Origin of the sequence: Pseudacidovorax intermedius (genome assembly GCF_001476815.1) — a bacterium.
Lineage (GTDB): Bacteria > Pseudomonadota > Gammaproteobacteria > Burkholderiales > Burkholderiaceae_C > Xenophilus > Xenophilus intermedius_A.
Genome location: NZ_LDSL01000086.1, coordinates 26,264 through 45,936, shown reverse-complemented (window position 1 = coordinate 45,936; position 19,673 = coordinate 26,264). Strand labels below are relative to the sequence as shown.

Sequence of the window (19,673 nt, the reverse complement as noted above, 5' to 3'; positions counted from 1 at the left end):
CCCCCCTCAAGGGGGCGCACTCCGCGGCCTGGCAAAGCCAGTTCCGCGAGTGCCACCGGCATGGCCTGCTCCGCGGCCTTCTGACGTTTGGCCTGCTGGGCAGTCATCTGCGCCCAAGGTTTTGTTTGCTGTTCTAACGAGGATTTCTGCGATGACCGTCACCAAGAGAAGCGCCCTCGGCGCGATCGCCATGGCCTGCCTGGGCCTGATGGGCGCTGCCGCGCAGGCGGCGGAGCCGCTGCGCATCGGGCTGATCGCCACCTATTCCGGCCCCTATGCCGACTACGGCCGGCAGTTCGATGCCGGGGTGGCGCTGTACCTCAAGGAGCACGGCGGCAAGATCGCCGGGCGCACGGTGGAGATCGTCAAGAAGGACACCGCCGGCCCCGCGCCCGATGCCGCCAAGCGCATCGCGCAGGAGCTGATCGTGCGCGACAAGGTGAGCGTGCTCACCGGCCTCGACTTCAGCCCCAACGCCTATGCCGTCGGCGCCGTGGCGGCGCAGGCCAAGGTGCCGGTGGTGGTGATGAACGCCGCCTCGTCGGGCATCACCACCAGCTCGCCGTACGTGGCGCGCGTCTCCTTCACCGTGCAGCAGATGGCCGACCCGATGGCCCGCTGGATGCTGCGCAACGGCGTCAAGGAGGCCTACACCGTGGTCGCCGACTATGCCTCGGGCACCGACGCCGAGACGGCCTTCAAGAAGGCCTTCACCGAAGGCGGCGGCAAGGTGGTGGGCGAGGTGCGCACGCCCATGAACAACCCCGACTTCTCGGCCTACGTGCAGCGCATCAAGGACGCCAAGCCGCAGGCCGTGTTCTTCTTCTTCCCCTCGGGCGTGATGCCGCCAGCCTTCCTCAAGGTCTGGAAGGAGCGCGGCATGGAAGAAGCGGGCATCAAGCTCTACGCCACCGGTGAAGCCACCGACGACAGCTACCTGCAGGCCACCGGCGACGTGGCGCTGGGCCTGGTGACGGCGCACCACTATTCCTATGCCCACAAGTCGGCCAAGAACGAGAAGTTCGTGAAGGACTTCGTGGCCGAGTTCGGCACCCAGATGCGCCCCAGCTACTTCGCCATCACCGCCTACGACGCCATGACCGCCATCGACCTGGCCTACAAGAAGGCCGGCGCCGATGCGTCCGGCGAGAAGGTGATGGAAGCGCTCAAGGGCCTGGCCTTCGAAAGCCCGCGCGGCCCCATCGAGATCGACCCGGCCACGCGCGACATCGTGCAGACGGTCTACATCCGCAAGGTCGAGAAGACCAAGGATGGGCAGCTGGTCAACGTGGAGTTCGACAAGTTCGACCGCGTGAAGGACCCGGCCAAGGAAGGCAAGTAAGGCGCCCGCGCGCGACAGGGAACAGCGGCAGATGGCGGTCGTGCTTTTCGACGGGGTGGCCTACGGCATGCTCCTCTTCCTGATGGCGGTGGGGCTGTCGGTGACCATGGGGCTGATGAACTTCGTCAACCTGGCCCACGGCAGCTTCGCCATGGCGGGCGGTTACGCGGCGGCGGTGCTGATGAATGCGCACGGCGTGGGCTTCGGCCTGGCGCTGCTGGCGGCCTTCGTCGCCTCGGCACTGCTGGGCGCGGTGCTGGAATGGCTGCTGTACCGGCGGCTCTACCGCGCACATCCGCTGGACCAGGTGCTGCTGTCCATCGGCCTGGTGTTCGTCTCCATCGCCGCGTTCACGTGGTTCTTCGGGCCCACGCTGCAGCCCTTCACGCTGCCCGGCTGGCTGCAGGGCCAGGTGGCGATCGCCGGCGTCGGCGTGGGGCGCTACCGGCTGTTCCTGATCGGCTGCGGCCTTGCCGTGCTGGCCGCGCTGCTGCTGGCGCTGGGCCGCACGCGCTACGGTGCCATGGTGCGCGCCGCAGTGGACAACCAGCGTGTGGCCGCCGGCACGGGCATCCATGTGCAGCGGCTCTTCCTGCTGACCTTCTCGCTGGGCTGCGGCCTGGCGGGCCTGGGCGGCGCGCTGAGCCTGGGCGTGCTGGGGCTGGAGCCCGGCTTTGCGCTCAAGTACCTCGTGTACTTCCTGCTGGTGGTGTGCGTGGGCGGGGCAGGCACCATCACCGGGCCCTTCGCAGCCGCATTGCTGGTGGGCATCGTCGACGTCGCCGGCAAGTACTACCTGCCGCAGACCGGCGCCTTCCTGATCTACGGCGTGATGATCGTGATGCTGTTGCTTCGCCCCCATGGGCTGGTGGTGCGCAAGGGGGTGACGGCATGAGCACGTCACGACCTCAGCTTGCCGCCGAAGTCGCCTTCTGGGCGGCCCTGGCCAGCAGCTTCTTCCTGATGCCCGAGCAGCTCACGCTGATGAGCCAGGTGCTGATCTTCGGCCTGTTCGCCGTGTCGCTGGACATGGCGCTGGGTTATGCGGGCATCCTCACCGTCGGCCATGCGGCCTTCTTCGGCGCCGGCGCCTATGCGGCCGGGCTGCTCGCCAAACATGGCTGGGGCGAGCCCGTCAGCGGCCTGGCCGTGGCGCTGGCGGTGGGCCTGGCCCTGGGCTGGCTGCTGAGCTGGCTGGTGGTGCGCGGCACCGACCTGGCGCGGCTGATGATCACCATCGCCGTGTGCGTGCTGCTGTACGAGCTGGCCAACCGGCTGTCGGCCATCACCGGCGGCACCGACGGCCTGCAGGGCATGGCGGTGTCGCCGCTGCTGGGCCGCTTCGAGTTCGACTTCTTCGGCCGCACCGCCTTCGTCTACAGCTTCGTGGTGGTGCTGGCCGTCTTCCTGGTGGTGCGGCGGGTGCTGCGCTCGCCCTTCGGCATGGCGCTGCGCGGCATCCACGACAACCGCAGGCGCATGCTGGCGCTGGGCGCGCCGGTGGACGCGCGCCTGCGCATGGCCTATGCCTTCTCGGCCGGCGTGGCGGCCATCGCCGGCGCGCTGCTGGCGCAGACCACGCAGTTCGTCGGCATCGAGTCCATCGGCTTCAACCGTTCGGCCGAGGTGCTGATCATCCTGGTGCTGGGCGGCACCGGGCGGCTCTATGGCGGCATGCTGGGCGCGGTGGTCTACATGCTGGTGCACGACCGCTTCGCCGACATGAATCCACAGTACTGGATGTTCTGGCTGGGGCTGTTCCTGATCGGCGCGGTGCTGGTGGGGCGCGGGGGGCTGATGGGCTTGCTGGCGCGGCTGACCGAGCGCTCGCGCCGCGACGCGGGAGGTGCCGCATGACGGCCCCGCCGCTGCTCCAGACCGACGACCTCGGCGTGCGCTTCGGCGCCTTCCAGGCCGTGTCCGGCGTGAACCTGTCGCTGGCCGCCGGCGACCGGCATGCGCTGATCGGCCCCAACGGCGCGGGCAAGACCACGCTGATCAACCTGCTGACCGGCGTGCTCAAGCCCTCGCAGGGCCGCGTCCAACTGGACGGGCAGGACGTGACCGCCTGGTCGCCCGATGCCCGCGTGCGCCGCGGGCTGGCGCGCACCTTCCAGATCAACGCCCTCTTCCCGCGGCTGACGCCGCTGCAGTCGGTGCTGCTGGCCCTGGCCGAGCGCGAGCGCATCGGCGCCGTGTGGTGGAAGCCCGTCGCCCGCTACCGCCCGCTGCACGAGGAGGCCGAACGCCTGCTGGCCTTGCTCCGGCTGGGCGACCTGGCCCAGGTGCCCGTCGCCGAACTGGCCTACGGCAAGCAGCGCCTGCTGGAGATCGCCCTGGCCATGGCCACCCGCCCGCGCGTGCTGCTGCTGGACGAGCCCGCCGCCGGCGTGCCCAAGGACGAGAGCGGCGAGATCTTCGACGCCGTCGCCTCGCTGCCGGCCGACGTGGCGGTGCTGTTCATCGAGCACGACATGCAGCTCGTCTTCCGCTTCGCCAGGCGCATCACGGTGCTGGTGGCCGGCCAGCTGCTGACCGAGGGCACGCCCGCCGAGATCGCCGCCGACCCGCGGGTGCGCGAGGTGTACCTGGGCCGCGCCCACGCGCACCTGCCCGTCGCCCGTACGCAGGAGCCCGCGCATGGCTGAGACCGCGCAGCTCGCCTTCGACGGCGTGGTCGCCGGGTACGGCCAGGCGGTGGTGCTCGACCGGCTGAGCTTCTCGCTCGCGCCCGGCCGCAGCCTCGCGCTGCTGGGCCGCAACGGCGTGGGCAAGACCACGCTGCTGGAGACGCTGATGGGCCACACCCGCGTGACGCGCGGCGCCATCCGCTGGCAGGGCCAGGACATCACCGGCTGGGCGCCGCACCGCCGCGCCCGCGCCGGCCTCGGCTGGGTGCCGCAGGCGCGCGAGGTCTTCCCCTCGCTCACGGTCGAGGAAAACCTGCGCGTGATCGCGCGGCCGGGTACCTGGACGCTGGCACGCGTGTACGGCCTCTTCCCGCGCCTGCGCGAGCGGCGCGCCAATCAGGGCCACCAGCTGTCCGGCGGCGAGCAGCAGATGCTGGCCATCGGCCGCGCGCTGATGACCAACCCGTCGCTGCTGTTGCTGGACGAGCCGATGGAAGGCCTCGCGCCCATCGTGGTGGAAGAACTGGCCGCGGCCATCCGCCAGCTGTGCGAAGGCGAAGGCCTGGCTTCGGTGGTGGTGGAGCAGCATCCGGTGCTGGCCCTGGAGATGACGCACGACGCGCTGGTGCTGGAGCGCGGCACCGTCGTCCACGCCGGGCCGAGCGCGGCGCTGGCTCAGGATGCGGCACTGCTGGAAGGGCTTCTGGGCGTGGGCATCGCCGCAGAAGGCGCCTGAGGCAGCCTCAGAGTCGCGCGCCCGTCGCCGCCATCAGCTGGTCGCGAAAGGCCGCCACCGCCGGCGACGGCGAATGGGCCGGTGCGCGCAGCAGCGTCAGCATGCGCGCCACCTGCGGCCGGCCCACGGTGCGCACCTGCAGGCCGTGCCAGGCCGCCAGCGGCCGCAGCGCCATCGTCACCACCGCCACGCCCAGGCCTTCGCGGGCCAGGCCCATCATGGTCCACGGCAGCGCGATCTCGAAGGCATAGTCCAGCGCGATGCCGCGCGCGGCCAGCTTCTCCTCCAGCAGCGTGCGCACGGGGTTGCCGGGCAGATAGCCGATCACCGGCGCACGCGCCAGCTGCGACCATTCCAGCGACCGGCGCGCCGCCAGCGGATGGTCGGGCGCCATCACCGCGACGAACTCGTCCGACTGCAGCGGCGAAGCCACCAGGTCGGTGCGCGCATCGGTCTGCGTGGCAATGCCCAGGTCGGCCGCGCCGCTGCGCACCAGCGCATGCACCTCGTGCTCCGGCACGTCGTGCAGCACCACCCGCACGCCGGGATGCGATTCGCCGAAGGCGCGGATCACCGGCGGCAGCAGCAGCGCGCACTGGGCATTGGGCGCCGCCACCGCCACGCGCCCCCGGGCGAAGCGGCCGAAGTCCTGCGCATCGGCCACCAGGTGGTCCCAGTCCGCCACCAGCCGGCGCGCGGCCGGCAGCAGCGCCGCGCCGGCATCGGTCATGCGGCAGGCGCGGGTGTGGCGGTCGAACAGGCGCGCGCCCAGCTCGCGCTCCAGCTTGCCCAGCGCGGCGCTGAGCGAGGACTGCGACATGCCCAGACGCTCCGCCGCCCGCGTGAAATGGCCGCTTTCGGCCACAGCCAGGAAAACCCTGAGCTCCGGCAAGGAAGACCTGATTGCCAAGGGAAACCGCCCTTTCTGCGTCCATTGATCGGCAGACGCGATTGAATTATCGGATTGAGCGTCTTTGCCGATTTTTGGCTTTCTCTATGCTTCGCGCCAGCCCCACGATGAGGGCGAGGAGTTCGTCCCCATGAGTTCGTCTGCTTCGTTGTCCGTCCACCCCGTCGACCAGAAGCTGCCCGGCGGCAAGCTGGCCGCGCTGGGCCTGCAGCATGTGCTGGTGATGTATGCCGGCGCCGTCGCGGTGCCGCTGATCGTGGGCCGCGCGCTCAAGCTCAGCCCCGACGAGGTGGCGCTGCTGATCTCGGCCGACCTGTTCTGCTGCGGCCTGGTCACGCTGATCCAGGCGCTGGGCGCCACGCAGTGGTTCGGCATCCGGCTGCCGGTGATGATGGGCGTGACCTTCGCCTCGGTGGCGCCGATGGTGGCGATCGCCAACGGCAACCCGGGTCAGGCTGGGGCGCAGCTGCTCTTCGGCTCGATCATCGGCGCGGGCATCGTGGCGATCCTGATCGCGCCGCTGGTCAGCCGCATGCTGCGCTTCTTTCCGCCGGTGGTGACCGGCACCATCATCGCGGTCATCGGCATCACGCTGATGCGCGTGGGCATCAACTGGATCTTCGGCAACCCGGTGGGCCCGACGGCCCCGGCGGTGGTCGACCCGGCCTACGCCAAGTGGCTGGCCGACGTCACCTCGCCCGGCTCCTCGCTGCCGCCGGCGCCCAAGGGCCTGGCGCTGATGCCCACGGTGCCCAATCCCAAGTACGCGGACCTCACGGGCGTGGGCATCTCGGCGCTGGTGCTGGTGTCCATCCTGCTGATCGTGAAGTTCGCCAAGGGCTTCCTGGCCAACATCTCGGTGCTGCTGGGCATCGTCATCGGCGCCATCGCGGCGGCGGCCATGGGCCTGATGACCTTCGACAAGGTGGCCAAGGCCGCCTGGGTGGACGTGGTGCTGCCCTTCCACTTCGGCATGCCGATCTTCGACCCGGTGCTGATCTTCACCATGACCCTGGTGATGATCGTGGTGATGATCGAGTCGACCGGCATGTTCCTGGCGCTGGGCGAGATGACCGATCGCCCGGTGGGCCAGCAGGATCTGGCGCGCGGCCTGCGCACCGACGGCCTGGGCACGCTGATCGGCGGCATCTTCAACACCTTCCCCTACACCAGCTTCTCGCAGAACGTGGGCCTCGTGGCGGTGACGGGCGTGAAGAGCCGCTTCGTGTGCGTGGCGGGCGGCGTGATCCTGATCGTGCTGGGCCTGCTGCCCAAGATGGCGGCGCTGGTGGAATCGCTGCCCACGGTGGTGCTGGGCGGCGCCGGCCTGGTGATGTTCGGCATGGTGCTGGCCACCGGCATCCGCATCCTGAGCGGCGTGGACTTCAAGACCAACCGCCACAACGCCATGATCGTGGCCGTCTCCATCGGCATCGGCATGATTCCGCTGCTGGCGCCCAACTTCAAGCAGTGGATGCCGCACGGCATCCATCCGCTGATCGAGTCGGGCATCCTGCTGACCTCGATCACGGCGGTGGTGCTGAACCTGTTCCTCAACGGCGCGCGGCACGACGCGGCGGCGAGCATCGCGGCGGCTCGGCAGGCGGAGGCGCACTGAGCATTGGACGGTCTCGCGCAGACTCGCGTGTGATTGAGCCGCCCGGGATTCCGGGCGGCTTTTTTCGCTGGGCCGCTGCTTGCTGCTTGTAGTTTTGGTTTGCGGTTTGCGGTTTGTGGCTTGTGGCTTGTGGCTTGTGGCTTGTGAGTGGAAGCGCTGTCGTTCTCGCTGTGCCAGCCCCCGGGACGCTAACCGGCAGAGGACGCCGGCATGCGCTCTCCGGCACCGCGTCGCGCTCACCGACTTGCTGCACGACACGGGTGCTCGCTCTCCACCGACGCGCTTTCGGCACTGCACGGCGCCGCGAATGGGGCGCCTCCGATCGCACGCCGGCATCCTCCGCCTTGGCCTCGCGGTGAACCGCCCGGCTTCGGCACCGTTGGCTGGCGGGGTCCTGCTTGCCACGACGCCGGCGCGAGACCGTCGAGGCGGGAACGGGCTTCGACAAGCTCAGCCTGAACGGTTGGGGGCGTGCTGGACAGCCTGAGTCAGGTCATTCATGAAGCGCGGCCAGCGAGCAGCCGCGCACCCGATCCCCGCCATTCGGGCTCGGCGGCTTGATCAGGTCCCGGCATTCAGCCTGGGCCGATTGATCAGTCCGCGGCATTCAAGCTTGGCCAATTGATCAGTCCCTGCCGTTCACGCGAACCCATCCGATCAAGTTCCCACCGTCCAGGCTGAGCTTGTCGAAGCCGCGCCCTGCGCCGCCGTGCCGCCGTGCCGCCCCCGCCCCAACTGCCCCGAGGCCCGAATCACCCAATCCGCGCGGTTCGGGCGCACCGTCGAGGCGGAGGGTGCCGGCGTGCGGGCGGAGGCGCCCCATTCGCGGCGCCGTGCAGTGCCGTAAGCGCGTCGGTGGAGAGCGAGCACCCGTGTCGTGCAGCAAGTCGGTGAGCGCGACGCGGTGCCGGAGAACGCATGCCGGCGCCCTCTGCCGGGTCAAGAGGCGCAACTCTCGTTCAACCGACCCGAGACCCGAGACCCGAGACCAAAGACCAAAGACCAAAGATGAAGGACCACCCAGCAGCACGCCAGGAGCGCCGAGCACGGGGCCGCGAGGAACAACCCCCACCCCCCTCTTCCGTCAGAAGCTGTACGTGCCGCCCAGCCCCACCGTCCACGTCCGCCCCGGCGCAGGCTCGAAGTAGCGCGCATTGCCCTCGTTGACGATCACGGAGCCCGCATAGCGCCGGTCGAACAGGTTGTCGATGCGGGCGAAGGCGTTCAGGTCCCAGCGGCCGAGCTTGAGGACATAGCCGGCGTGGACCGCCGCCACCGCATAGCCCGGCGCACGGGCTGTGTTCAGGTCGTTGGCCCAGACCTTGGCCACGGCGCGCAGTTCGGCGCCGGCGCGCCAACCCTCAGGGGGCATCCAGCCGTATGCGGCGTACAGCGACTGGCTGGCCACACCCGGCAGGCGGCGGCCGGCCGGCACCAGGTTGGCGGCGGTGCAGGGCATGGGCGTGCAGAATGCGTCCTGGTAGCGCGCGTCCAGCCAGGTGTAGGCCAGCTGCGTGCGCCAGTGGTTCTCGGTCTCGTGCTGCCAGCCCAGCTCCACGCCCTGGCGTTGGGTGCGGCCGGCATTGCGGAAGGTGGAGCGGCCGCCGACGTTGGTGTCGGTGACGATCTCGTCCTTCGTCCGCGTCTGGAACAACGCGGCCGTGAGCAGGCCGCCGGCCAGGCGCGCCTTGGCACCCAACTCCACGTTGTCGCTCACCGATGGCTGCAGGCCGAAGTTGAGGCCGCCCACGCCATCGGAACGGTAGGAGAGCTCGTTGAGCGTCGGCGTCTCGAAGCCGCGGCCGGCGGACACGTACAGCGCCAGGTCGCGCATCGGCGTCCAGCGCAGCGAGGCCACCGGCAAGGTGCGGCTGTAGGTGGCGGTGCCGCTGTCGTCGCCGTTGGCGGCGGTGACGTAGCGGTCCTGCGAATCGAAGTGCACCCGGCTGCGGCGCACGCCGACTTCGGCCGACCAGTCGGGCGCGAAACGCCAGGTGGCCTGGGCATAGGGATCGACGTTGAAGACCTCGTTGCGCTCGTTGCGACGCAGCCGGCCCTGCACGCCCAGCAGCGGCTGCGCCGGGCTGCCGAGGTAGTTCTCGTAGCCGCGGCGCCATTCGCGCAGGCTGTCGTAGCCCAGGCCGGCCACCAGCTCGAAGGGCCGGCCCGCCAGGTCGAACTTGCCCATCCAGCGCAGGTCGGCGCCGGCGTAGTGGCGGTCCAGGTCGATCACGCCGCCGGCATGGCGCGGGTTCTGCTGGGCCGAAGGCGGGATGGCCTGGTACTGCGTGGTGCCACGCTCGCCGCCATAGAGCATCACGCGCACCGACTGCTGCGCGCCCAGCGGCTGCTCGAACACCACACCGGCCTGGCTCTGGGTGACGGTCTTGCGGGTGTTGTACTGCGTCGCCACGTCGGCGCTGCGCGGCGAGGTGGCGAACTGCTGCGCGGTCAGGCCCAGCGGGTCCTGCGCATCGACCGTGACGCGGTTGAACACCAGCGTCAGCGTGCCGCCCTGGTCCAGGTCGATGCCGACGCGGCCGTTGGCCAGGTCGCGCTGGGCGGCCGAGTGCGCGCGCCAGCCGTCGGTGGAAAAGCGGCTGGCGCTGAGCCGCCAGTCGACGGCGCCCTGCCGGCCGCTGCCGACGATGCCGGTGCGCCAGGTGCCGTCGCTGCCACCGGCCAGGCTGTACGACAGGCGGGTCGGCGCCTCACCCGGTGCAGTGAAGGCCTGGACCACGCCGCCGGAGGAATTGCCGTACAGCGCCGAGAACGGTCCGCGCAGCACGTCGATGCGCTCCAGCGAGGCGATGTCGATGTTGGAGGTCTGGCCCTGGCCGTCGGGCAGCGTGGCGGGGATGCCGTCCACGTACAGCCGCACGCCGCGCACGCCGAAGGTGGAGCGGGCGCCGAAGCCGCGGATGGAGAGCTGCAGGTCCTGCGCGAAGTTCTGCCGGTCCCGGATCTGCAGGCCGGGCACGGCGCCCAGGCCTTCGCTCAGCTGCACGCCCAGGCGGTTGTCGCGCAGGTCGGCGCCTTCCACCCGGTCCACCGAGCCCGGTACGGCGAACACCGGCTGCGGGCCACCCGGGGTGCTGACGGTCACTTCGGGCAACTGCCCGGCCGCCGTCACCTGGGCCGCCACGGCACCCGCCTGTGCCGCTGCCACCACCACACCCACCGTCTTCGCCATGCGCCATGTCGTCATGGGCGCGCATTCTGCGGGAGCCCACGGGCCGCGGGCGTCGGTGCAGGCGCCGATTGCCGTGGTCAGCGGCGCATCCAGCCCCACCAGAGGCAGGCCGCGACGGGCGCACCCAGGGTCAGCCAGCCCAGCCAGTCGCCGAAGCCGCCGTCGCTGAACAGCGAGGAGATGAGGCCGATGGCGGTCGACACGCTGAAGACGAGGGGCCAGCCCCACATGCCGCCCCAGGCCGGACGCGCGGTGTCGCTGCTGGCCGGGGCGGTCCCGGGGTCCGCGTGCACGTCCGGCACTTTGGCTCGACGGGCACTCATTGCGGCGACTCCAGCGTACGCGCCGTCGCCGGCTGCGATGGCGACGGCATGGCGTGCGACGGGGCCGCGGGCACCGCCGTGCTGCCAGCGCGCCCCTTGTGCACATGCGCCGGATCGCCCTTGCGCAACCACAGGTAGAGGCCGCTGCCCAGCACGATGATGGTCGCGATGTCCAGCAACGCCCACAGGATCTGCATCGGCATGCCCCCGTAGTCGCCGAAGTGCAGCGGCTGCGACACCAGCAGCGCCGTCAGGTACCAGGGCAGCCTGGGCGCGGCCGTCACCTCGGCCGTGCGCGCATCCACCAGCACCGGCTGCAGCAGCTTCGACGTCAGCGGCTCCTGCCCGCGCAGGAAGAAGGTGGTGTGGTGCGGGCTGGAGAAGGCCGTGCCCGGGAAGGCGATGAAAGAGAGGCGCTTGTCCGGCGCCGCGGCCTGCGCCGCCTCGAGCGAGCGCTGCAGCGGCGCGCGCTCGGCCACCGGCACCAGCGGCTGGCCCTGGTAGGGCGCGAGCAGCGCGCTCAACTGGTCGTGCTGCCAGTACTTGATGACGAGGTCGGCCCAGGTGTTGATCATGCCGGTGGCGCCCACCACGAAGGCCCAGGTCAGCGTGACGATGCCCAGCAGGTTGTGCAGGTCCAGCCACTTGGCGCGCGGGCGGCGATCACGCCGCACGGTGCCGAATTCGAGCTTGCGCATGAAGGGCGCGTACAGCACCGTGCCGCTGACCAGCGCCACGAGCAGCAGAAAGCCCATCAACCCCAGGAAGAGTTTGCCCGGCAGGCCCGCGAACAGGTCCACGTGCAGCTTGAACATGATCCACATGAAGCCCTGGTCGAAGCGCGGCTGGGCCAGCACCTGGCCGGTGCGCGCATCGACGGCGACCGAACGGAAGTCGTCGGTGGGTGCCGGCGTGGGCGTGAGGGTGACGAACCAGATGTCCTCGCTGTCCTCGTCGTGCGAGGCGAACTGCACCACGCGGTCCGGATGCTGGGCGCGGGCGACTTCGAGCGCGCGGTCCAGGCTCACGCGCGGTGTGTCGGCGGGCATCTTCGGCGCCTCGACCTCGGTGCCGAGCAGATGGCCGATCTCGTGGTGGAAGATCAGCGGCAGGCCCGTGAGGCACAGCAGCAGCATGAACACCGTACAGACGATGCTGCTCCATTTGTGCACCCAGGCCCAGGTCTTGATGGTCTTGCTGTCCATGCGCATGTCGTGGGGTTCCGGCGGAGTCGATCAGAAGCGGTAGGTGGCGCTGGCCACGATGTTGCGCCGCGCGCCCCACCAGCAGTCGCCGCGCGACAGGCAGGTGCTGAAGTACACCTTGTCCGTGGCGTTGTTGACGTTGAGGGCGTAGCGCCATTGGTCGGTCTCGTAGGCGAACACCAGGTCCAGCAGCGCCACGGCGGGGATCTGCGGCCCGCTGGCGCCGCCCGAGGTGTCGCGGAAGCTGCCCATGTAGCGCACGCCCGCACCGGCCGAGAAGCCGGGCGTGCCGGCGATGGCGAAGCGGTACTTGGCCCAGACGCTCGCCTGGTGGCGCGGCAGGCCTTCGAGCTGCGGATCGAGGTCGGTGTAGTTGTAATGGGCGACGAGGTCCAGGTCGCGCGTGAGCGAGCCCTTGGCCTCCAGCTCGACGCCGCGCGTGCGGGTGGCGCCCAACTGGTCGAACACGCTGGGCAGCGTCTGCACGATCTGGTTCTTCTCCTTCAGGTCGTAGACGGCGGCGCTGAAGGCCAGCGCACGGCCCTGCGGCTCGTAGCGCACGCCGGCTTCCCACTGCTCGCCGCGCAGAGGCTGGAAGGTCTGGCCCAGCCGCGGCGACTGGGGCGTGAAGGACTCGGCATAACTCAGGTACGGCGCCCAGCCGGAATCGAAGCCGTAGAGCAGGCCGAAGCGCTTGGTGTTGGCCGAGTCGCTCGCCTTCTGGCTGCCGTCGGACTGGCTGCTGGTGCTGTCGTGGCGCAGGCCGGCGACCAAGGTCCAGCGGCCGAGCTTCATCTGGTCCTGCACGTAGACGCCCGACTGCCGCTGCTCGGTGCGCGGCCGCGGCGCCCGCAGGGGCGACTGCACGTTGCCGTACACCGGCGCATAGGCGTCGATGGTGCTGTAGCTCGTACCCAGCCACACGCGCTCGTGCTGGCGCGAGAAGTCGGCGCCGACCAGCAGCGTGTGCTGCAGCGCGCCGGTGGCGAAGCGGCCTTCGACGTGGTTGTCGAGGTTGGCGATCTGGTTGCGGGTGAGGCTGCTGTCGGTGTAGCGGCCCAGGCGTCGCTGGCCGACCGGGTCCGCGCCCCAACCGCCAGGGATGGTGAAGAAGTCGCCGTAGGTGTAGTGCGCGTCGTTCGCGTTGCGGGCCGCGCGGAAGTTCTGCCGCACGGCCCACTGGTCGTTGAAGCGGTGCTCGAACTGCCAGCCGAAGGTGCGGCGCGTGCTGTCGTAGTGGTCGCCCGGCTCGCCGATGAAGCGGTCGGTGCGCAGGCGGCCATTGGGGTTGGGCAGGATCGTGCCCTGCCATGGGAAGAACTGCGACGAGCTGCCGCTCTTGTCCTGCTGCCACAGGCCCTGCAACGTGAGCGAAGTCATCGCCGTGGGCCGCAAGGTGAGCGAGGGCGCGAGCAGTTGGCGGTCGTCCGGCACGTGGTCGACCTGGGTGTCGGACTTGCGCGCGACGGCGACCAGGCGGTAGGCCAGCGTGCCTTCGGCATTCAGCGGCCCGGTGAGGTCGGCCTGCAGCTGGCGGCGGTTCCAGCTGCCCAGTTGCACGCCCACCTCGCGCTGGGTCTCGAACAGCGGCCGCTTGCTGACCATGTTGACCACGCCCGCGGCCGTGCCCGCGCCGAAGAGCATGCCCGAGGGGCCGCGCAGCACCTCCAGCCGCTCCAGCGTGTAGGGGTCGGTGCGGGTGGTGCTGGTGTAGTAGCCGTAGGCCTGCTTGAGGCCGTCGAGGTAGACGTCCGGATAGGCACCGCGCACGCGCACCGAGTCGGTCCGCGAATCCAGGCCGTAGGCGTCCGAGCGCACGCCGGCCGCGTAGCCCAGCGCGTCCTGCAGGCTGGCGGCGCCCTGATCGACGATCTGGTCGCGGGTGACGATGGTCACCGACTGGGGCGTCTCGGCCAGCGGCGTGTCCGTCTTGGTCGCCGTGGCGCCGCGCTTGGCCCGGTACCCGATCACCGGGGAGGTCGCGCTTTCCTCGACCGCCTCGGCATCCACTCGCACGGTGGGCAGCGTGCTGCCGGCCGGTCCGCCGGCGCCGTTCGCCGTGGAGGTGGCCGGCTGCGCGTTGACGGGCAGCGCGGCCGCGCCCAGCAACAGGCTCAGCGCCAGCGGCGTCAGCCGCGGCGGCGCGGACCGGATGGATGAAGCGGATACGGCAGGCAAAGGCATGGGCAGCGGACGTCCGGACCGGGAATGTTATTGCGAATCGTTTTTATTCTATGGCCTTCGGTCAGCTTCCGTTCATTTTTGCCCCCGTCCGTGTGGCGCTTTCGCACGCGCCCGCCCATGAAAAAGGCGCCCGAAGGCGCCTGTGATGCGCGCCGGCGCGGTCGCCGGCGATGGGCTTTGCGCCTTCTTATTCGGCGCCCTGGGTGCTGCTGTGGCCGATGGCCCACGTCGTGCCGCCGACGACGGTGCTGGGGGCGATGCCGGCAAAGAAGCGCTGGTCGCCGCGCGAGCCGACCTTCACGTTCTGATCGGGCGCATGGGCGGCGGCCACTGCTTCCGCCTGGACCGAAGCCCGCAGGCGCGGCGCGTTCATCACCGGCGTGGTGTGGGCCATGGCACCTTCGGCGTACAGGTCCGGGCCATGGGCAGCGGCGACGCCCTGGGCCTGCACTTCGGTGCGGCTCAGGTTGGAGTTGAACTGAAGGACGCCTTCGTATTCCTCGGCATGCACGGTGCCGGCCACGGCGAAGAGGGCCAGGGCGGCGGCGGCGAGGGTCTTGGAGGTCTTGGTCATGATGCTGTCCTTTTCGAAAGAGAAGATGCGCAACCCGTAAGAGGCCTGCCCTGGGGCCAGAGGGCCACCGGGGCGGTGCCGGCGCTGGGGTTCGAGCGGCGCCGTGGGTTGAATGATGCGGCCGGAATCGCCCACCACTGCCTGCCGTGGCGCAAGCATGGCGTTTCCATATCGCAAACAATCGATCCTCTCTATCGCCTCGATTGTTCGCACCCATGACGGCAGCCCGAACGCCAGCGGGACACGCCGCGGTCTTGCGTCAGCCGGCGCCCTGTTGAAACGCCGCCAAAAGTCCTTATGATTAGCACTCGCTGGCGGTGAGTGCTAACAGCACCCGCTGCCAAGTGGATGGCAGGCCCTGGCGCCCGCCGCGCAACCTCATTCCGTTCCTTCCAGGAGATTCCCAATGAAACTTCGTCCCCTGCACGATCGCGTGATCGTCAAGCGCGTTGAAAGCGAAACCAAGACCGCCTCGGGCATCGTGATCCCCGACAACGCCGCCGAGAAGCCGGACCAGGGTGAAGTCCTGGCCGTCGGCCCCGGCAAGCGCAACGACAAGGGCGACTTCGTCGTCCTGAACATCAAGGTCGGCGACCGCGTGCTGTTCGGCAAGTACTCCGGCCAGACCGTCAAGGTCGATGGCGAAGAACTGCTGGTCATGAAGGAAGACGACCTGTTCGCGGTCGTCGAGAAGTAATCAATCCCCCGGATCTAGGAGAAACACAAAATGGCAGCAAAAGACGTGGTCTTCGGCGGCGACGCCCGCGCACGCATGGTCGAAGGCGTGAACATCCTCGCCAACGCCGTCAAGGTGACCCTGGGCCCCAAGGGCCGCAACGTGGTGCTCGAGCGCTCCTTCGGCGCCCCCACCGTGACCAAGGACGGTGTGTCCGTGGCCAAGGAAATCGAGCTGAAGGACAAGCTGCAGAACATGGGCGCCCAGCTCGTGAAGGAAGTGGCCTCCAAGACCAGCGACAACGCCGGTGACGGCACCACCACCGCCACCGTGCTGGCCCAGGCCATTGTGCGCGAAGGCTCCAAGTACGTGGCCGCCGGCCTGAACCCGATGGACCTCAAGCGCGGCATCGACAAGGCGGTCGCCGCCCTGGTCGAAGAGCTGAAGAAGTCCAGCAAGGCCACCACGACCTCCAAGGAAATCGCCCAGGTCGGCTCCATCTCGGCCAACAGCGACAGCGACGTCGGCCAGATCATCGCGGACGCGATGGACAAGGTCGGCAAGGAAGGCGTCATCACCGTCGAAGACGGCAAGAGCCTGAACAACGAGCTGGACGTCGTCGAAGGCATGCAGTTCGACCGCGGCTACCTGTCGCCCTACTTCATCAACAACCCTGAGAAGCAGGCCGCACTGCTGGACAACCCGTTTGTCCTGCTGTTCGACAAGAAGATCAGCAACATCCGTGACCTGCTGCCCACGCTGGAAGCCGTGGCCAAGGCCGGCCGTCCGCTGCTGATCATTGCCGAAGAAGTCGACGGCGAAGCGCTGGCGACCCTGGTGGTCAACACCATCCGCGGCATCCTGAAGGTCGTGGCCGTCAAGGCACCTGGCTTCGGCGACCGCCGCAAGGCCATGCTGGAAGACATCGCCATCCTGACCGGCGGCAAGGTCATCGCCGAAGAGGTGGGCCTGTCGCTCGAGAAGGTGACGCTGGCCGACCTGGGCCAGGCCAAGCGCATCGAAGTGGGCAAGGAAAACACCACCATCATCGATGGCGCCGGTGCCGCTGCCGACATCGAAGCCCGCGTCAAGCAGATCCGCATCCAGATCGAGGAAGCCACCAGCGACTACGACCGCGAGAAGCTGCAAGAGCGCGTGGCCAAGCTGGCCGGCGGCGTGGCCGTGATCAAGGTCGGCGCTGCCACCGAAGTCGAAATGAAGGAAAAGAAGGCCCGCGTCGAAGACGCCCTGCACGCCACGCGTGCCGCGGTGGAAGAAGGCGTGGTGGCCGGCGGTGGCGTGGCGCTGCTGCGCGCCAAGCAGGCCGTGGGCACCATCAAGGGCGACAACGCCGACCAGGACGCCGGCATCAAGCTGATCCTGAAGGCCATCGAAGCGCCCCTGCGCGAGATCGTCGCCAACGCCGGTGGCGAGCCGAGCGTGGTCGTCAACGCCGTGCTGCAAGGCAAGGGCAACTACGGCTTCAACGCCGCCAACGACACCTACGGCGACATGATCGAAATGGGCATCCTGGACCCGACCAAGGTGACCCGCACCGCCCTGCAGAACGCCGCCTCCGTGGCTTCGCTGCTGCTGACGACCGAGTGCATGGTCGCCGAAGCGCCGAAGGACGAGTCCGCTGCGCCCGCCATGCCCGGTGGCATGGGCGGCATGGGTGGCATGGACATGTAATTCAAATCAAGCGCGCTGCTGCGCGCTTGATTTGGTTCTGTTCAAGTCAGATCAAAAAGCCGGGCGAAGCCCGGCTTTTTTCATGGGCGCCCCGCCTGCGCGCTGCTTCGGCGGGGCGGGTGCGCGCTTCGCGCGGCACCCTGCCGGCGGGCGGCTTCGCCGGCCCTCGTGGTTGGGCGAGAGATCTGTCGTATGCGGGCACGGACCGATTTCCGTCCGGGCATGAAAAAAGCCGTCGCATGCGACGGCTTTCTCGTTGATGGGCCAGGGCTGCACTGCAGCCCTCCACCCGATCAGGCAGCGACGCTGGCCAGGTCCTCGTTGAAGGTCTTGCTGGGGCGCATCACGGCCTCGGTCTTGGCCGGGTCGGTCTTGTAGTAGCCGCCGATGTCGGCCGGCTTGCCCTGCACCTCGGCCAGTTCGGCGACGATCTTCTGCTCGTCGGCGGCCAGCTTCTGGGCCAGGGGCTTGAACCGGGCGGCCAGTTCGGCGTCCTCGGTCTGCTCGGCCAGGGCCTGGGCCCAGTACAGCGCGATGTAGAAGTGGCTGCCGCGGTTGTCCAGCTGGCCGGTCTTGGGGCTCGGGCCCTTGTTGTTGTCCAGCAGCTTGCCGGTGGCGGTGTCCAGCGCCTTGGCCAGCACCTTGGCCTTGGCATTGCCGTTCTTGATGCCCAGCTCTTCCAGGCTCACGGCCAGGGCCAGGAACTCGCCGAGCGAATCCCAGCGCAGGTGGTTCTCTTCCACCAGCTGCTGCACGTGCTTCGGGGCCGAGCCGCCGGCGCCCGTCTCGTACATGCCACCGCCGGCCATCAGCGGCACGATCGACAGCATCTTGGCCGAGGTGCCCAGTTCCATGATGGGGAACAGGTCCGTCAGGTAGTCGCGCAGGATGTTGCCGGTGGCGCTGATGGTGTCCAGGCCGCGGATCACGCGCTCCAGCGTGTAGCGCATGGCGCGCACCTGGCTCATGATCTGGATGTCCAGGCCGGTGGTGTCGTGCTCATGCAGGTACATCTTGACCTTGGTGATGAGCTCCTTCTCGTGCGGGCGGTAGGCGTCCAGCCAGAAGACCACCGGCATGCCGGAGTTGCGGGCGCGGGTGACGGCCAGCTTGACCCAGTCGCGGATGGCGGCGTCCTTCACCTGGCACATGCGCCAGATGTCGCCCTGCTCCACGTTCTGGCTCATCAGCACTTCGCCGGTGGCCAGGTCGGTGATGTTGGCCACGCCGTCCTCGGGGATCTCGAAGGTCTTGTCGTGCGAGCCGTACTCTTCGGCCTGCTGGGCCATCAGGCCCACGTTGGGCACCGTGCCCATGGTCTTGGGATCGAAGGCGCCGTGCCACTTGCAGAAGTTGATGATCTCCTGGTAGATGCGGGCGAAGGTCGACTCGGGCATCACGGCCTTCACGTCCTTCAGGCGGCCGTTGGCGTCCCACATCTTGCCGCCGTTGCGGATCATGGCCGGCATGGAGGCGTCCACGATGATATCGTTGGGCGAGTGGAAGTTGGTGATGCCCTTGGCCGAGTCCACCATGGCCAGCTCGGGCCGGTTCTCGTGGCAGGCATGCAGGTCGCGCTTGATCTCGTCCTGCTTGGCCGTCGGCAGCGTGGCGATCTTGTTGTAGAGGTCGACCATGCCGTTGTTGACGTTCACGCCCAGCTCCTCGAAGAGCTTGCCGTGCTTCTCGAAGGCATCCTTGTAGAAGATCTTCACGCAGTGGCCGAACACGATGGGGTGCGAGACCTTCATCATCGTGGCCTTGACGTGCAGCGAGAACATCACGCCGGTCTCGCGGGCGTCCTCGATCTCCTTCTCGTAGAAGGCCAGCAGGGCCTTCTTGCTCATGAACATCGAGTCGATCACTTCGCGGTCGAGCAGCGACACCTTGGGCTTGAGCACGATGGTCTTGCCGCTCTTGGTGAGCAGCTCCATCTTGACGTCGCGGGCGCGGTCCAGCGTCATGGACTTTTCGCCGTGGTAGAAGTCGCCGGCGTGCATGTGCGACACGTGCGAGCGCGAGGCCTGGCTCCAGGGCGCCATGCTGTGCGGGTTCTTGCGGGCGTATTCCTTGACGGCCTTGGGCGCGCGGCGGTCGGAATTGCCTTCGCGCAGCACCGGGTTGACGGCCGAGCCGGTGCACTTGTTGTAGCGCGCGCGGATGTCCTTCTCTTCGTCGGTCTGCGGGTTCTCGGGGAAGTCGGGAATCTTGTAGCCCTTGTCCTGCAGTTCCTTGATGGCGGCCTTGAGCTGGGCCACCGAGGCGCTGATATTGGGCAGCTTGATGATGTTGGCTTCGGGCTTGAGCGTGAGCTTGCCCAGCTCGCTCAGGTTGTCCGGCACGCGCTGCTCTTCGGTCAGGCATTCCGGGAACTGGCCCAGGATGCGGCCGGCCACCGAGATGTCGCTGGTCTGCACGTTGACGCCCGCGGCCTGCGCGAAGGTGCGCACGATGGGCAGGAAGGAAGCGGTGGCGAGCGCGGGCGCTTCGTCGGTCAGGGTGTAGATGATGGTCGGAGACGTCGTGCTCATGGCGCTGGGATGTCCTTGGAGAAGATGGTCGGAATCGGGTCCGCCGGGCATTTTCGCTC

General features: G+C 68.9%; 15 protein-coding genes. 8 read left to right on the top strand and 7 right to left on the bottom strand.

All coding sequences use genetic code 11. The annotated features are described in order from the left end of the window. Nucleotides 1–151 precede the first annotated feature (151 nt). The 5 genes from NS331_RS14180 to NS331_RS14160 are packed head-to-tail and all read left to right on the top strand — an operon-like array spanning nt 152 to nt 4,708. Nucleotides 152–1,342 carry an ABC transporter substrate-binding protein gene (locus tag NS331_RS14180; protein WP_058642625.1) on the top strand — a complete coding sequence of 397 codons (1,191 nt, stop codon included), beginning with the start codon at nt 152–154 and terminating at the stop codon, nt 1,340–1,342. Between the two features lie 31 nt (nt 1,343–1,373). Then, entirely contained in the window at nt 1,374–2,237 is an 864-nt protein-coding gene (locus NS331_RS14175; protein ID WP_058642624.1) for a branched-chain amino acid ABC transporter permease, read from the top strand. After that, complete coding sequence (locus NS331_RS14170) at nt 2,234–3,199, top strand: branched-chain amino acid ABC transporter permease (protein ID WP_058642623.1); 966 nt, start codon at nt 2,234–2,236, stop codon at nt 3,197–3,199. Before NS331_RS14175 ends, NS331_RS14170 begins: the two co-directional genes overlap by 4 nt. Continuing rightward, the gene (locus NS331_RS14165) at nt 3,196–3,990 is read left to right on the top strand and encodes an ABC transporter ATP-binding protein (RefSeq protein ID WP_058642622.1); all 795 of its coding nucleotides are present in this window, start codon (nt 3,196–3,198) and stop codon (nt 3,988–3,990) included. The genes NS331_RS14170 and NS331_RS14165 overlap by 4 nt, the downstream gene beginning before the upstream one ends. Then, nucleotides 3,983–4,708, top strand: coding sequence for an ABC transporter ATP-binding protein (locus NS331_RS14160; RefSeq protein ID WP_058642621.1), 726 nt, complete (start codon nt 3,983–3,985; stop codon nt 4,706–4,708). The genes NS331_RS14165 and NS331_RS14160 overlap by 8 nt, the downstream gene beginning before the upstream one ends. Before the next feature lie 7 nt (nt 4,709–4,715). On the opposite strand, the gene NS331_RS14155 is transcribed toward NS331_RS14160, so the two are convergent. Then, nucleotides 4,716–5,600 carry a LysR family transcriptional regulator gene (locus NS331_RS14155; RefSeq protein WP_275936465.1) on the bottom strand — a complete coding sequence of 295 codons (885 nt, stop codon included), beginning with the start codon at nt 5,598–5,600 and terminating at the stop codon, nt 4,716–4,718. 148 nt (nt 5,601–5,748) lie between these two features. Between NS331_RS14155 and NS331_RS14150 the strand changes: the two genes are divergently transcribed. After that, entirely contained in the window at nt 5,749–7,236 is a 1,488-nt protein-coding gene (locus tag NS331_RS14150; RefSeq protein WP_058642619.1) for a nucleobase:cation symporter-2 family protein, read from the top strand. 1,084 nt (nt 7,237–8,320) lie between these two features. Here NS331_RS14150 and NS331_RS14145 read toward each other — a convergent pair. The 5 genes from NS331_RS14145 to NS331_RS14125 all read right to left on the bottom strand — a co-directional run bounded on the left by NS331_RS14145 (nt 8,321) and on the right by NS331_RS14125 (nt 14,715). Then, on the bottom strand, nt 8,321–10,444 hold the full coding sequence (locus NS331_RS14145) for a TonB-dependent receptor family protein (protein ID WP_082702478.1): 2,124 nt from the start codon (nt 10,442–10,444) through the stop codon (nt 8,321–8,323). 62 nt (nt 10,445–10,506) lie between these two features. Next, a complete protein-coding gene (locus NS331_RS14140; RefSeq protein ID WP_153012854.1) occupies nt 10,507–10,752 on the bottom strand; it encodes a hypothetical protein in 246 nt (81 codons plus the stop codon). After that, nucleotides 10,749–11,957 carry a PepSY-associated TM helix domain-containing protein gene (locus NS331_RS14135; RefSeq protein ID WP_082702481.1) on the bottom strand — a complete coding sequence of 403 codons (1,209 nt, stop codon included), beginning with the start codon at nt 11,955–11,957 and terminating at the stop codon, nt 10,749–10,751. The genes NS331_RS14140 and NS331_RS14135 overlap by 4 nt, the downstream gene beginning before the upstream one ends. Nucleotides 11,958–11,987: 30 nt before the next feature. Beyond that, nucleotides 11,988–14,141 (bottom strand): TonB-dependent siderophore receptor, encoded by a 2,154-nt coding sequence (locus NS331_RS14130; protein WP_082702477.1) that lies wholly within the window; start codon nt 14,139–14,141, stop codon nt 11,988–11,990. Between the two features lie 187 nt (nt 14,142–14,328). After that, nucleotides 14,329–14,715, bottom strand: coding sequence for a hypothetical protein (locus tag NS331_RS14125; protein ID WP_153012853.1), 387 nt, complete (start codon nt 14,713–14,715; stop codon nt 14,329–14,331). Nucleotides 14,716–15,121: 406 nt separating this feature from the next. Here NS331_RS14125 and groES point away from each other — a divergent pair, with 406 nt between their 5' ends. Both groES and groL read left to right on the top strand, forming a co-directional pair. Next, nucleotides 15,122–15,412 (top strand): co-chaperone GroES, encoded by a 291-nt coding sequence (gene groES, locus NS331_RS14120; RefSeq protein ID WP_017757321.1) that lies wholly within the window; start codon nt 15,122–15,124, stop codon nt 15,410–15,412. Nucleotides 15,413–15,442: 30 nt separating this feature from the next. Further along, on the top strand, nt 15,443–17,083 hold the full coding sequence (gene groL / locus NS331_RS14115) for a chaperonin GroEL (protein ID WP_058642615.1): 1,641 nt from the start codon (nt 15,443–15,445) through the stop codon (nt 17,081–17,083). Nucleotides 17,084–17,376: 293 nt separating this feature from the next. On the opposite strand, the gene NS331_RS14110 is transcribed toward groL, so the two are convergent. Next, nucleotides 17,377–19,614: an NADP-dependent isocitrate dehydrogenase gene (locus NS331_RS14110; RefSeq protein WP_058642614.1), complete on the bottom strand. Its 2,238-nt coding sequence runs from the start codon at nt 19,612–19,614 to the stop codon at nt 17,377–17,379. Nucleotides 19,615–19,673: the final 59 nt, after the last annotated feature.